The sequence below is a fragment of the Paenibacillus harenae DSM 16969 genome, assembly GCF_000422465.1.
Classification (GTDB): domain Bacteria; phylum Bacillota; class Bacilli; order Paenibacillales; family Paenibacillaceae; genus Pristimantibacillus; species Pristimantibacillus harenae.
The window spans coordinates 553,744-568,408 of the sequence record NZ_KE383845.1; the positions used below are offsets into that span (position 1 = coordinate 553,744).

At 48.7% G+C, this 14,665-nt stretch carries 14 protein-coding genes; 8 read left to right on the forward strand and 6 right to left on the reverse strand.

The features are described 5' to 3' along the window. Window positions 1-3 precede the first annotated feature (3 nt). A complete protein-coding gene (locus H581_RS0130335; protein WP_029192537.1) occupies window positions 4-735 on the forward strand; it encodes a class I SAM-dependent methyltransferase in 732 nt (243 codons plus the stop codon). 73 nt (window positions 736-808) lie between these two features. Continuing rightward, window positions 809-1,315 carry a GNAT family N-acetyltransferase gene (locus H581_RS0130340; RefSeq protein WP_029192538.1) on the forward strand — a complete coding sequence of 169 codons (507 nt, stop codon included), beginning with the start codon at window positions 809-811 and terminating at the stop codon, window positions 1,313-1,315. 103 nt (window positions 1,316-1,418) lie between these two features. Here the strand turns inward: H581_RS0130340 and H581_RS0130345 are convergent, their stop codons facing one another. Continuing rightward, window positions 1,419-1,961 (reverse strand): NAD(P)H-dependent oxidoreductase, encoded by a 543-nt coding sequence (locus tag H581_RS0130345; RefSeq protein ID WP_029192539.1) that lies wholly within the window; start codon window positions 1,959-1,961, stop codon window positions 1,419-1,421. Window positions 1,962-2,220: 259 nt separating this feature from the next. Between H581_RS0130345 and H581_RS35865 the strand changes: the two genes are divergently transcribed. From H581_RS35865 to H581_RS0130370, 4 genes are all read left to right on the forward strand, one after another. Next, on the forward strand, window positions 2,221-2,589 hold the full coding sequence (locus H581_RS35865) for a winged helix-turn-helix transcriptional regulator (RefSeq protein WP_036720529.1): 369 nt from the start codon (window positions 2,221-2,223) through the stop codon (window positions 2,587-2,589). A 394-nt stretch (window positions 2,590-2,983) separates the two neighbouring features. Beyond that, window positions 2,984-3,511 (forward strand): GNAT family N-acetyltransferase, encoded by a 528-nt coding sequence (locus tag H581_RS0130360; protein ID WP_029192540.1) that lies wholly within the window; start codon window positions 2,984-2,986, stop codon window positions 3,509-3,511. Between the two features lie 74 nt (window positions 3,512-3,585). Further along, window positions 3,586-3,954, forward strand: a complete 369-nt coding sequence (locus H581_RS35870) for a YrdB family protein (protein ID WP_051251472.1) — start codon at window positions 3,586-3,588, stop codon at window positions 3,952-3,954. Between the two features lie 125 nt (window positions 3,955-4,079). Further along, window positions 4,080-4,463, forward strand: coding sequence for a YciI family protein (locus tag H581_RS0130370; protein ID WP_029192541.1), 384 nt, complete (start codon window positions 4,080-4,082; stop codon window positions 4,461-4,463). Window positions 4,464-5,452: 989 nt separating this feature from the next. Here the strand turns inward: H581_RS0130370 and H581_RS0130380 are convergent. From H581_RS0130380 to H581_RS0130400, 5 genes are all read right to left on the reverse strand, one after another. Next, complete coding sequence (locus tag H581_RS0130380; protein WP_029192543.1) at window positions 5,453-6,502, reverse strand: Gfo/Idh/MocA family protein; 1,050 nt, start codon at window positions 6,500-6,502, stop codon at window positions 5,453-5,455. Window positions 6,503-6,519: 17 nt separating this feature from the next. Beyond that, a complete protein-coding gene (locus H581_RS0130385) occupies window positions 6,520-7,248 on the reverse strand; it encodes a ThuA domain-containing protein (protein ID WP_029192544.1) in 729 nt (242 codons plus the stop codon). Window positions 7,249-7,274: 26 nt separating this feature from the next. Continuing rightward, complete coding sequence (locus H581_RS0130390; RefSeq protein ID WP_036720637.1) at window positions 7,275-8,852, reverse strand: extracellular solute-binding protein; 1,578 nt, start codon at window positions 8,850-8,852, stop codon at window positions 7,275-7,277. An 80-nt stretch (window positions 8,853-8,932) separates the two neighbouring features. After that, window positions 8,933-9,781 (reverse strand): carbohydrate ABC transporter permease, encoded by an 849-nt coding sequence (locus H581_RS0130395; RefSeq protein ID WP_425414667.1) that lies wholly within the window; start codon window positions 9,779-9,781, stop codon window positions 8,933-8,935. 91 nt (window positions 9,782-9,872) lie between these two features. After that, window positions 9,873-10,781 carry an ABC transporter permease gene (locus H581_RS0130400; protein ID WP_029192547.1) on the reverse strand — a complete coding sequence of 303 codons (909 nt, stop codon included), beginning with the start codon at window positions 10,779-10,781 and terminating at the stop codon, window positions 9,873-9,875. A gap of 337 nt (window positions 10,782-11,118) precedes the next feature. On the opposite strand from H581_RS0130400, the gene H581_RS0130405 reads away from it, so the two are divergent. Together H581_RS0130405 and H581_RS0130410 are read left to right on the forward strand one after the other, a co-directional pair. Then, window positions 11,119-12,888 carry a cache domain-containing sensor histidine kinase gene (locus H581_RS0130405; protein WP_342663469.1) on the forward strand — a complete coding sequence of 590 codons (1,770 nt, stop codon included), beginning with the start codon at window positions 11,119-11,121 and terminating at the stop codon, window positions 12,886-12,888. Next, the gene (locus tag H581_RS0130410) at window positions 12,885-14,519 is read left to right on the forward strand and encodes a helix-turn-helix domain-containing protein (protein ID WP_029192549.1); all 1,635 of its coding nucleotides are present in this window, start codon (window positions 12,885-12,887) and stop codon (window positions 14,517-14,519) included. Before H581_RS0130405 ends, H581_RS0130410 begins: the two co-directional genes overlap by 4 nt. Window positions 14,520-14,665 lie beyond the last annotated feature (146 nt).

The following is a 14,665-nucleotide window of genomic DNA, read 5'->3' on the forward strand; positions in this document are numbered from 1 at the left end:
ATAATGAAGGAGAAGGTAATTGAGGCTTACGATAAGCTGGCTAAAGACTACGAAATGCATGTTGATACTCAGAGCGGACATAACGCTTATTACGAACGGCCGGCGATGATAAAGCTTTTGCCAACGAATATGAATCAACTTTCAGTTCTTGATGCCGGTTGTGCCGCGGGATGGTATACGGAGCAATTTGTAAAACAAGGCGCTCATGTTACCGCAATTGATATCAGTTCCGAAATGGTTGAAGCCTGTAAAAGGCGAGTCGGCGATAAAGCAACCGTGCTCACGTGTGATTTAACGGGACAGCTTCCGTTTACGAATGAGACTTTCGATCTTATCGTAAGCTCCTTGACCCTTCACTATATCGACGATTGGGTTCCAACATTTCGTGAGTTCCATCGTGTGTTGAAACCTGGGGGGAATTTCATTTTCTCGGTTCACCATCCTTTCATGGACTTTAAACATTTTGACCGGCCGGACTACTTCGCGCACGAGTTACTGACGGAGATTTGGAACAAAAAAGAGTCCGGTCCCGTAGAGGTTACTTTCTATAGGAGACCGCTTCAGGAGATTCTCAACGCAGCGTCGGCACAATTTATCATCAATCAAATCGTCGAGCCAAAACCAAGCTTAGACTTTAAGGACATACCCGAGGCTATAAATTGGTATACGAAGTGGTTGGAGCGGCTTTCGACAAATCCTCATTTTCTTATTGTAAAAGCTTGCAAATCAAAATAAATCCTTCTGCAAGTCTAGACGAAACGATACTTTCCAATTTGCTATAATTTAAGATTTAGAAAGGACGAGCGAGATGCATTTTATTGAGATTGAAGAGCATCATTTGTCAAGAGTGCTCACTATTTACAACTATTACGTTACAAATACAACCGTTTCGTTTCACGCAAAAGAACTTTCATTAGATGAAATGCGAAATCATGTAATGCACGGGAACCCTCGTTATAAAACCTATGTTATTCATGATCAAGATTCGATGGTCGGATATGCTTTACTAACCCAACATAAAAATAAACAAGCCTATGACGTAACTGCTGAGGTTTCCATTTACATAGATCCTGATCAACTTGGAAAACGCTTAGGAACCGAAGCAATAGCATTTCTTGAAACAAAAGCGAAGCAATTGGGGTTTCATACGCTTATAGCAACGATATGTACAGAAAATGAGAGAAGTATTCGCTTGTTTGAGCGTTACGGGTATGAGAAATGTGCGCTTTTCAAAGAAGTTGGCTATAAATTCAATAGACGGCTGGATATTGCGAGTTATCAAAAAATCATTTCAGATAAGAGTTTGAACGAATGAAGAGTGCTTTCAATTGAATAGGGGCAAGCAGCAGTCTTGGACTTTTTTCTTGTTCAAGACTGCCGCTATTTCTACCCAAACCAATTGCCCCTGGCATATTCAATTAATGCACGAGCAAACCCGAAGAAGCTTGAATATGTTCGACATATCTTTTAGCCTCTTGAGAAAGATAGGCATCGTTTCCTTGAGAAGCAGCACTATAGGTTACAAAAGCAGGAAGATAGATTCCATTACATTTGGTAACCGTTCTTTGGATAGGTTTTAAAAATTCACTGATCGTGAACCAATTGTCTCCGCCAGCCTGATAACAATTTTCCGGACCTCCCGTCGTTGTTGCAATGATAAACTCTTTTCCCTTCAAATATTCTCCTTCCGGTCCAAAGGCCCAGCCATACGTAAATACATCATCGAACCATTTTTTTAATAGCGGCGGACAGCTATACCAGTACAAAGGAAATTGAAGAATAATCCGGTCATAGTTCAAGAGCAGCTGCTGCTCCTTATCCGCGTCAATATTCCAATTCGGATACTCTTGATAGAGGTTTCGGACATCGATATTTGTATGATTACTCATCTCAAGCATGAAAGCCCGATTCGCCCGGGATATTTCCAGATTTGGATGGGCAACGATTACCATAATGTTCATTCATAGTCCTCCTGGTTTTTACAAGTTAAGTTAGTTGCAAGATACACCCCAATTATTGCGTCGAATTCGATTTTTGAAAAGTACGCTTTTTATTTATACTAAGTCTGGAAAAACGTACGATAAGGCGCCTCAATAAAACCAAGGCAGTACGTTTCACCATACTTGGTACATAAAAAAATAGTACTATTGGGATGCGATATACTTTGGTAAAGTTGGAGTAATCGAATCGGATTTTATATTCGAGTCAGGAGCTGAACTCATGGATGTGAATCAATCGTATCGAAGACAGGGGATACTGACCGCTTTGCAAGTCATAGGCGGAAAATGGAAGCCGTTGATCTTATTCATTCTAATGAAGGAAGGAACCAAACGATTTGGTGAGTTGAGACGCTTACTCCCCAATGTCACACAAGGTATGCTTACCAATCAACTCCGTGAATTGGAGCGGGATGAAATCGTCGTTCGGCAGGTATTTCAGACGATTCCACCAAAAGTAGAATATTCGCTATCTGACCATGGAAGATCACTAAGTTCTATTTTAACCGACATGTGCGGATGGGGGTTCCACCATATCGAATATATGAACAACACTAATGACATTCCTGAAAGTAAACAGCAGCCCGAATAAGCGAGGGCGAATCGTGTTTGTTCCAGCTTGTGTAGCGCTGTTAGCGTCCATTATCAAGAAGCCCAATTGAATCGTACACTTCGAGCAGGCGCTGAGGCAGCCTGCTCTTTATTATGCGAACGGACAGATTAATTCCAATACATGGTATTATTGGTTGAGCGGGTTGAATGAGATTTGAAGTCTGATACCATTTTGGAGGAGGTTTTAATCTTCAATGAACGTACTCATCATAATATTCATGTTCTGTGTAGTCGCTGGCTTAATTAGTATTGACAGCAGCCTCAGACAGAAGTTGAAAAATGACAAGATACTAATTGAAAAGTTAAATGAACTTATCGAACGGACAAAATAAACCGTTCAAGCCTTTCATCTAAAAAACAGGGAGGTGATTGCCATGCAGAAACAAAGGATTACGCCGGAGGTTAGAATTGAACTTTGGGATGAAGAGGATCTGGATTTGCTTCGCCTATTAAATTCGCCAGAGATGACGGTACACTTTGGAGGTCCGGAAACGGAGGGAAAAATCCTGGCACGTCATAAGCGGTACTATGAGATCGCTCAAAAAGGAACAGGTCGCATGTTTAAGATCCTCCTGCTTCCGGATCTTGAAGTCGTTGGTAGTGTCGGCTATTGGGATCAGATTTGGCAGGGAGAATCTGTTTATGAGGTAGGTTGGAGCGTTTTGCCGGCATTTCAAGGCAGAGGGATTGCGACAGTAGCAACATCAAAAGCCATAGCTTCTATCCATTCCGAAAAGAAGCATAGATTCATTCATGCCTATCCAAAAATAAATAATCCCGCATCCAACGCCATTTGTCGCAAGCTCGGCTTCTCGTTTATTGGTGAGTGTGATTTTGAATACCCTATTGGGACGATCATACGATGTAATAACTGGAAGCTGACAGTTGGGGAGATGGAATAATAAATACGGTAAAAACGGCTAACCTAGCGGCTTATAATAGATATAATCTATTCAATCCAAGAGAGGTACTAACCATGTTTATTGCTCTTAATCTCGCGCTACGTTTCCTTCTGGAGCTGGTTCTTCTCGCTTCCTTGGGTAACTGGGGCTATCATCTTGGCGAAGGGACGCTTTCGAAAATCGTCCTCGCAGCGGGGCTCCCGCTGGCAACCGCGATCATATGGGGACTAATCATCTCTCCTAAAACGCGGGTCGCCCTGCCGATAGCATCCGTGGTATTAATCGAATTTCTGCTGGTCGGGACGGCGGCCTACGGCTTAATCCGTTTGGGCTTCCTTGTCTTCGCCGTCGTTTACGCGACAGTTCATATCGCGAATCGTCTTCTGCTGCTCCTCATGGGCGGGAAGGAAGAGGATCTGTTAAAGCCGTTCAACCGCAGCTGACGCATGATTTAAATTGTTTTAAAAATTTATTTGAGACTGTGTCGACTCTGCTGTATGCCGTTCGTCGTCTTAATGGGGGCAAGAACAGGGAATGCCCAACCTCAACCAATTAAAGGAGGATTACAATGAAATACCTATGCTTGGGTTACTTAGATCCAGCGAAGATGGATTCCCGCCCTAAGACGGAGATCGACTCTGTCATGAGCGAATGTCAGCCTCACCTCGAGGAGTTCTACAAGAGCGGCCAAGTGGTTATCGATGCCGGGCTCTCCATGGAAACCAAATGCTTGCGTCGCGTGAACGGAAAGGTAAGGGTGGTCGACGGTCCTTTTATCGAAACCAAGGAGATCATCGGCAGCGCATTCATCATTGAAGCGCAGGACATGGAGGACGCAATCCGGGTTGCCTCCTTGCATCCAACCACGCAAGTGGGTGCGGGCGAACAGTTTGGCTGGGGCATTGAAATCCGTCCAATTCAATACTTCGAGAACGGAGAACAGGGGTCCTAGCCGCATCATTCACCTCCATGCCTATCATTCCGGCGTGGTGAACTGAATGATAGGCATGGAGGACGGAGCCAATGGGCAGTCATTAAATGGACTAATGAGGAGACTTCCTTAATTAATGAACCGAAGCTCACTATTTTAAAATGATTCGAGCTGCTTATACAATTTAGTGAGGCAAATCTCATTCCCCATGAGGGCAACCTCATGAAGAGTGAGGTTTGCCTCACTGTTTATTCAGAACCTGCGATGGACTTCGAATGAAGTGAGGTTTGCCTCACAAAACAATGAGATTGTCTCATTGTTTCCAATCCAAGAGGGTCTCAAGCCAAGCCCGCAAAAATCGACCTACCTCTTCTCCACACAAGAACAAAATCACAGAAGACGTGAATGGCTTGAAAAGGGGCTCGGCCACGGTACGCGTAAATTTTGCGTTCTGTTTGGTTTCCTGCTGCACGAAACTTCAACCGCTTGCATACCGAATGGGAACGTGGCTAGCGGTAAGCAGCGCTACGGTCATACCGCTTACGAACTCAGTAATGCTTATTTGATCAAAATAATGTGATTTGAAATGGTAACGAACTCCAGAGTCGTTATTTCCGGCATTAGCTTATAACCATATACTATTTTGACTCATTAACGCCGATGAGATTCGTTAGATTCGAAAGGAACGACTTTATCGGCCATAAGTACTCTACGATTCGTTAGCGTTGGCCACAACTGAAAATTTGCCGTCATGCTCATCCTTAACCTTGCTGATTCTTCGAATCACAAACCCGGGTTCGATTCCGCGCGTCGAAGTGCCTTACCTTGAACCCCGCAAGTAATCGGATAAGCTTCGATGGTAAACCTCACTTTGTTTCCTCCAAACGGACGGGCACAGTGTCTGATTCTACCGCTAAAAGTCCAAGTCCTCGTCGAGCCAGCTTCGTAAGCCATTCAATCAAAGAAAACCCTGACCGGCCATTTCTGATCCGTTCAGGGTTTCTTCGTACCTATAAATGGACGACTGCCTTCGTTTCATTTGCCCGTATGACGGCATCCAATATCTCTTGGTTCCGGTAGCCGTCCATAAAGCCCGGAAGGCCGTCCGGAGCCGCGCCTTCGAGCAATGCCGCGAAATCGGCGTATTGCGTAACTTTACAATGCCGGGGCACATCGATCGCCGCTCGCATGAATTGTCCCGGCGCTTCCTCCCGGATCCAGACAAGCTGATCCTGATTCAGCGTTGAGGCGTGTATCGTCCCGGTATCTCCATAAATGGACACCTCGTGCTGGTTGCCCGAGCCTACTGCATTGCGGGTCGTCTGGAAGACGCCCATCACATCCCCCGTCATCCGGGCTTGGAAGCTCGCGAAATCATCGACCTCGACTCTGACCGCCGCCCCGGTTACGGGATCGCTGCGTTCCGGAATGATCGTATGCAGCTGCGCCGAGAGCGCTTCGAACTCCCCGAACAGGAAGCGCGCCATATCGATCATATGCGAGCCCAGATCCCCGAGCGTCCCCGTTCCGGTAATCTCTTTGTTGAATCGCCATATATAAGGAACCTTGTTCGGCGCCGCGCCCCATCCCTGTAAATATTGAATCGAGAAGCTGCGGACGGTGCCGATCTTCCCATCGCGCACGAGCTCCCTCGCATATCGGAAAGCCGGCGTATAACGGTAGGTGAAGGCGATCATCGCCGGAACCGGCTGCCGTTCATACCTCTCCAGCAGAGGGACCGCCTCCTCGAACACGCGGGTGAAGGGCTTCTCCGCCATGAACGGCTTCCGCGCCTGCAGACACGCGCGAACGATATCCGCATGGACATGGTTCGGCGTGACGGAGACAACCGCGTCTACGTCCGGGTCCTCGATCAACCGGGCAAAGTCTGCATATCGCTTATCGGGCGTGATACCGAGCTGCTCCCCGACTTGTAGCAAAGCTTCCTCCGTCACATCGCTTACGGCAGTGATCTCGAAGCGGCCTTCCGCCTTCATCCACCTGATATGCTCCTGGGCCATCCCGCCTAATCCAATCAAGCCGATCCGAAAATTTGTCATTATCTTCTGCTCCTCCCTTAAGCCTTTGAGCCGATCGGCTCAAGAGGAGAGGTATGGCCGTACACCGGCTCAGCCGAATGGCTTGGCGCCGCCCAGCGTACGCCATTCGCGATGACCTTCTGAATTTCTTTGTTGTGATAGGTGGGGTATGTCTCGTGACCCGGGCGGAAATAGAAAATCTTTCCCTGTCCCCGGTGATACGTCACGCCGCTGCGGAATACTTCCCCGCCTTCAAACCAAGAGACGAACACCAATTGGTCGGGAGCCGGGATATTGAAATGCTCGCCGTACATCTCCTCCTGCGGCAGCTCGATATATTCGCCCAGACCCGAAGCGATCGGATGCGCCGGATCCATGACCCAAAGCCGCTCCTTCTCGTCCGCTTCGCGCCACTTCAGCTCACCGGTCGGCGTGCCGAGCAGCTTGGCGAAAATTTTCGAAGCATGCCCCGAGTGCAGAACGATAAGCCCCATCCCCTTCAGCACTCTTTGGTATACCTTTTCTACAATGGCGTCCTGAACCTCATGATGCGCCAGGTGGCCCCACCAAATTAATACATCCGTACGGTTCAAGACCTCATCCATCAATCCGTGCTCCGGTTCATCCAGCGCAGCCGTTCCGGCTTCAAATCCCGCTTCCGTTAAAAATCCCGCAATAGCGCCGTGAATGCCGTCCGGATAGATTTCACCGACAACCGGATTTCTTCTCTCATGGCGATATTCATTCCATACCGTTACCTTTGTCATAACCAGCCTTCTCCTTTATGCCTCTATTACTTAACGCTCATATAACGCTTATACGCTTCCGTCCGAATCTCGACGAGCCGTTCAAGTCCCATCGCGTTAAGCTGCTTGATATAAGCATCCCATTCCTCGTCGATGTTTCCTTTCGTAATCCATTGCGCCCGCGTCGTCTTGACGTAGCTGTCTATATCCGTTGTCAGCGTAGGCAGCTCCTGGAATTCTTCCGCGCTGTACATAACGTTCGGGAAAGGCTCCGTAACATGCTCGCTGCCGAGCTTATCAATGACGAGCTTCAGTCCGTCGCCGGTCGTTTCGTCCAGAATGATATTTTTCTCGAAGCTTGGGCTTACGTATTTCGGGCCGAAATCCCGAACGGATTGCTCCCAGTACCAGGCATCCGCGCTGGTGCCGTCCGGAGGAGACATCAGGGCATAAGAGCCGTCGTCATTTTTCTGGATAACCGTGCCGATGGCGCCCCAGAAATTTTGGATGCTTGCTTCATTCGTGTAGAACTGGTCCGCCCAACGCGCCGCGACTTCCGGATGCTCGCTGGATGTCGTGATCAGCAGCTCGTTGCGTCTTAAGCTTAAGCCGACCGGATCGCCGGTCTGGTAGCGATTGCCGTCCGGTCCGGCAATCGACGGAATCGTCGCATACTCATCCTTCCATTGTCCGAACACAGCGTCCGGAATCCATTGGTTGGAGAAGCCGATCAAGGCGGAATCCGGATTTTGCTGCTTCGCCTGCAGCATCGTATTGTCCTGCGTGAACAGCTCCTGATCGATCAAGCCTTCCGCGTACAATCTGTGAGCCCATTTCAGACTTTCTTTGTATTCGTTCGAAGCCGGGAAAAATACCGGTTCGCCTTCTTTCAGCATTATGCTGTTGCCGTTCAGGTCCGTAATGCCGAACGGGTTCAGAAAATCCATGCTGATGTCTACCGAACCGCTGAATGGAATTTCATCCGGTTTGCCGTTCTGGTTCGGATCCTGTTCTTTAAACGCTTTGAAGACATTGTACAGGTCCTCGATATTATCGGGAATCTCCAGCCCCAGACGGTCCAGCCAGGTTTTATTGATAACAGGCTGCATCGTGGTGATCGGACGCGACGGCAACCTTGCCGGCAGCGAATACATTTTTCCGTCCGGGAAGGTGCTGATCTTCCTCATCTCCGGCGTTTCTTCCAAGGCCGCCTTCAGGTTCGGCATGTAGTTGTCGATGTAGTCATCCAGCGGGCGGAAATAGGATAAGTTGTTGACGATATCGGAATCCGAGAACACAATGTCGCCGAATATGATGTCCGGAAGCGTTCCGCTGGCCAGCATAATCGACTTTTGCTCGCCCCAGTCATTGGAAGACATAACCTGCCAATTGATTTTGACATTGGTTTCTTTCTCGAGTTCCTGCAGCCATTTATTTGCTTTGAATGTATCGCCCATGTTGCCCCAACGGACCGTCAGCACATCCAGCGTGACGGGCTGATCCACGATCGGCAGTCCTTCTTCGTTAAAATTAGAGCCGGTTTCCGCCGGCGCTTCCTCGGTTTTATTCGTGCAACCGATCAGATTGAATAACATGGTCAAGCTTAGAACCGCTACAATCAGCATTTTTTTGCCAACCCATTTGGATTTGATCCCCATTGAAAAGTTCCCCCTCTGCATAATGTCAAGCGGAATGATGCCCCTGCTTACTTTACGGCGCCGATCATCACCCCCTGGTTGAAATACTTTTGCACGAACGGATACAAACACATAATCGGCAGCGTGGAGGCGATGATGACGGAATAACGCATCAGATTGGCGAGCCGCATGGCAATGAGCGCCGCTTCGCCTGTCCCTAAGCTCGACTGCATCTGGTTCGTGATCAGAATATTCCGCAGCACAAGCTGCAGCGGGTACAGACCCTGATCCTTCAAATAAATAAGGGCGTTAAAATAAGAATTCCAGTAGCCGACGGCCGTCCATAACGCCAGAACCGACAGGACCGCTTTCGACAGCGGCAGAACGATCTGAACATAATATTTCAGGTTGCCGCAGCCGTCAAGCTGCGCAGCCTCCCACAAATCGCCGGGAATGCTGGACTGGAAGAACGTGCGCGCCACGATAATATTGAATACGGCAACGGAGAAAGGCAGCACCATGACGAGAAACGTATCATACAGATGAAAGTCGCGGATCGTCAGGAAGGTCGGAATCAAGCCCCCGTTAAAAAACATCGTAAAGATAAAAAACAACGTAATCGCTTTGCGGCCGACGAGGTCCTTCCTGGAAAGCGCATAGGCCGCCGACACATTGATGGCCAAGCCAAGGATCGTGCCCGCCGCCGTATACAAAATCGTATTTTTATAGCCTATCCAAATGTTGGAATGCTTCATCAGCTCCTGATAGCCGTCAAGCGTAAAGCCTTTGGGGAAAAACCACATCTGTCCGTTCGCGACCGCAGCCGGATCGCTGAATGACGCGATCACAATAAAGTATATCGGATATACGATGATGATCAGCATAAGTATCGCAAACAAGTAGATGAACCATTCCATCACATCCAAGGAAAGCCTTTTTCTCTTCGGTAAAACCGGTTCTGCCGCCGCAGCCGCTTTCATAACGTTCATCCCGTAACCTTCCTTTCCGTTACCACAGGCTGTTTTCGCTGTATTTTTTCGCCGCCTGGTTGACCAGGATCAGCAAAATGAAATTAATGACCGTATTAAACAGGTTAATCGCCGAGGAGAAGCTGTACTGGCTGCTGAGCAGCCCGATTTTATACACATAGGTGGCAATGACCTCGCTTGAGGAAATGTTCAAATTGTTCTGCATGAGATACACCTTCTCGAATCCGACGCCGAGCAGCCCCCCGACCCGCAGGATTAGCAAAGTGATCGCCGTCGGCAGCAGCATCGGAATATCGATATACCGGATTCTCTGCCAGCGGCTTGCCCCGTCCACCTTCGCCGCTTCATATAAGCTCGGATCGACGGCGGATAACGCGGCAATGTAGATGATGCTGTCCCAGCCGGTGTGCTGCCATACGTCCGTCCAGACGTATACGCTGCTGAACCAACCCGCCGAGCCCATCAGATTCGGCGCTTCCGCTCCGAACAGGCGATAAATATTTCCGAGCAGCCCGTTGCCGGGAGAGAACAAGATCAAGATCAGGCCCACCATGACGACGGTAGAAATAAAATGCGGCATATAGGTGACCGTCTGGAAAAAATGCTTAAACCGGTTGACGCGCATTTGGTTGATCATCAGCGCCAGCATGATCGGGATCGGAAACGTCGCGATGCTGTACAAGCTGATAATGATCGTATTTTTGATCGTGATATCGAATTGATAGGAATTGAAATATTTCTCGAAGTACTTGAAGCCTGCCCAAGGGCTGTCCATAATGCCCAGCGCGGGACTGTAGTCCTTAAACGCAATCAGCACGCCGTACATCGGCTTATATGAAAATAGCAGCAGCAGCACTACCGCTGGCAGCAGCAGGACATACAAGCCCCAATTCTTTCTGATCCGGCCGAACGTTTGCAGCAGTATCATCCCTGTTTGGCTGGTTTTCAAAGTGATTCCCCCATCCTTCATCCTACTCGGTCCATGCTGTCTCATCGTTTACCGCCTCTTTATTATAGAGCCTGCCTTTCGGACAATGCGGACTTCTCCAAACCGTTATTCGGACTTTTAGACGCTGACCGGCGGACGAAGTTTGACCGGCAAACCGGAGACGATGACATTATCCAGACTTTCTAGTGTTCTATTCGGACTTTGGCCTATTATCCGGCAAAACGATATGTCTTCTTGACCGGCATTCGCTTTATAATAGGTTTTACCGGCAGATTAACCGCTTTCAACAGCCAATCCGTTCAAGAAAGGACTCCGAATGAAACCTATGGCCAAACAACCGAAAGGCAAATCGTATCCGATCCGGCACTACGTGAAAGTCATGCTCGTCATTTTATTCTCCGTGCTCGTAGTGGATTGTCTGATCAGCTTTGCCGCGATCTCCATCGTCAAGCAGCAGAACGCCAGATATTTGCAGGATACGGCTAATATGTATATCAACCGGATTAATCTTGATTTCTCCAATATCAATCAATATATGGGCTGGACGCTGGCCAACGATGACAGCATCAAGACGATGAACGAATCCCGCCCGATCGATACCGAGTTTCTTAAAGCGAATTCGGAGCTGTTCAAACGGTTCTCCGAGCTGCAAAAAAATTACGAGCAGGAGTACAACTTCTTCATCTATTTAAAGGAACAGGAATATTTCCTGAATTCTTCGCCTACCCATTTAATCTATCCCGACTATTTGGAATTAAAAAAACAGATTTTCTCCTATGTGCAGGATAAAAATCTGTTTGAAAAGTTTTACTCCAACTGGTCTCCAATTCAATTAAACGGCAAAACGTTCATCATTAATATCGTGCCTTATTACGACAGCTACCTGATTTGCCTGATCTCCGCCGATAACCTGATCCGTCCCCTGCAGCAGCTCGATCTCGGAGGCAACGGCTACGTCTCCCTGATCGATCATACCGGGGCTCCGATCGTCGATCCGAAAACGGAAGTTGAGCCTACGGAAACGGATGTGCCCGATGTGAAAGAGAAGACGTCCCTGCCCGATCTGACGAAGACCCGGACGACCTTCAGCGGCCAATTCTCGAATGCGACCTTCGGCGTCAGCATGCTGATTAAATTCGGCACATTCGAGAAAATCATGATCGCCCAGCTGCTCATTATGCTCCTGGCCGTCATCGTGGCTTGTTCGTTATGCGGCATCATGGTTTATTTCAATATTTTGATCCTAAGGCCGCTCAAAAACTTCTCGTATAATCTGACGCAATTTAATGAAGACAGCAAGCCGTTGGAGCTGAAGATGAACCGGATCGTCGAATTGGAATACGCGAACAAGCTGTTTAAAAACCTGCTCGAGCAAATTAAAATTTTCAAAATCGACAGCTACGAGCATGAGCTCGAGAAACAACGAATACAGCTCGATTACATGAAATTGCAGATCAAGCCCCACTTTTTCCTGAACTGCTTAACGAACATCTACAGCATGGCTCAAATGCAGATGTTCGAGGAAATTCAAAGCATGGCCATTTCAACGTCCAACTACTTCCGGTACATTTTCCAAAACGGGCAAAATTTCGTGAAGCTGGAGGATGAGATCAATCATATCCGCATCTATTTAGAAATCCAGAAGCACCGTTACCGGGATGCGTTCACGTATCACATTCATCAGCCTGACTGTACCTTGCATATGAGCATACCGCCGCTTGTTCTTCAGACCTTCATCGAGAACTCTGTGAAATACGCGGTGTCGCGGGTGAAGGAGGTGCAGATCCGGCTGGATGTCGAGCTTCGCACGGATACGGAATCGAAGGAGGAGGTCGCCGTCATTCGCATATCCGATACCGGTCCCGGGTTTGCCCCGGACATTATGGATCGTCTCGCAAGCGGCCAGCCGCTTAATCATTCGGACGGACATCGTATCGGCATAATGAACACCATGAAGCGGCTGGAATTTCTATACCGCGGCAGGGCGGACATCCGATTTTCCAACTCCGAGGCCGGCGGCGCATGCGTGACCTTATTCCTCCCGTCTCCCGGGGCGGACCAGACAGAAGGGAGCAAAGCCTCATGAACGTACTGCTTGTAGATGACGATTACTTTGTCGTAACGGCGCTGGAGAAGAAGATTAACTGGCAGGCGCTCTCGATCGATCATGTCTATACCGCCTATAATATCGCCCAGGCGCAGGAGCTGCTTAGGCAGCATCAGATTCAAATCCTTATATGCGATATCGAGATGCCGCAGGGCAGCGGCCTCGAGCTGCTTGCCTGGATCCGGGAGGAGCATTACCCAACGCGCTTTGCTCAATCGGCGTTAGCCGGAAGAGAAAAGTCAGGAGTTCAAGCCATCTTCCTGACCAATTACGCCGATTTCAACTATGCGCAGAAGGCGATCGAGCTGCAAAGCTTTGACTATTTTCTAAAGCCGATCGAGTTCGACAAGCTGACGCTTATTATCCAGAAGGCGGTCGCCAAGGCCAATGAACAGCAGGATTACGCGAAAGCGGTCCAGGCGGGCTACTACTGGCAGAAAAATCAGAAAAACGTGCAGGAGCATTTCTGGCGCAAGCTGATTACGGGGAAAAGCTATTCCAATCCGGCGAATATTATCCATTTGAACGAGGAGCAGAACCTTTCTTACGAATTGACGGACAGGGTGCTGCCCGTGCTCATTCATGTATTCCCTTACGAGGAGAGCCTGGGGAGAAAAGATAAGGATCTGTTTGATTTTGCGCTGCTGAACGTGCTGTATGAGCTGTTTCAGGACCCCCGATTCACGGTCGAATCGATCGTGGAGTTCAAAGAATACAATTGGATGGCGCTGCTGAAATGGAAGGAGCAGCCAGATTCCGGTATCGTGCAAAACATCTGCGCTACAATCATTCCAAGAGCGAATCAATACCTGAAGAGCGATATATGCTGCATGATTGCCGCCAGCGGCAAGCTGGAAGACATCCATCAGGTCATAAAGGACCTGCTCGGCATGAATGAGAAGATCATTAAGCACCGTAACCAGACCTTCCTGCTCTCGCAGTATGAGCAATCGGAAGCCTCTTATACGCCGCCTGACTTGACGCTGTTGGAGCAGCTGCTGGAGCAGAACGATCCGCATGCCTTTCTTGAGGAAACGAGCGGCTACTTGCTGGGGTTATCCCGTACGCAAATGTTAAATGCATCCGTCCTTAGCCTGTTCCGGCTCGATATGGTGCAGCTTGTCTACGCCTATCTCAAAAGCAAGGAAATACTGGCTCACAAAATGTACACGGGGAGAACGAACGACCAATTATTCATGCAGTCGCTTCATTCGATCGAGGATATGGAGCACTATCTCCGGTACTTGGTGAACACCGCGACGGAATACCGGAATTTCACGGAGCAGCCGAAGTCCGTCGTAGAAGAGATCAAGCAGCATATCCGTACCCACTGCGGCGATGAGCTGTCCAGAACGAGCCTGGCCGAGATCGTCTATCTGAATCCCGATTATTTGGCGCGGCTGTTCAAGAAAGAAACGGGCATTTCCCTCGGCAGCTATATTATTCAAGCCCGCATCAGGGCTGCCAAGCATTTGCTCGAGACGACCCAGCTGTCCGTGAATGCGATTGCGGGCAAAACCGGCTACAGCAATTACTCCTACTTCACGAAGCTGTTCAAGCAGGAAACCGGCTGCACGCCTGTTGAGTACAGGAGGAACCGTTTCGCTTGAACGAGAATAACCCTGGCGCGGCTAAGGCTTCGACTGCGTCAGGGTTATTTTCACATTCTTTCTATAAAAAATACCCCTGATTCGTCAGGGCTTGCACGGCCAAAGCCATTGGTCCCCCCGCCTTCGATCGCTCCTATCACCATGTC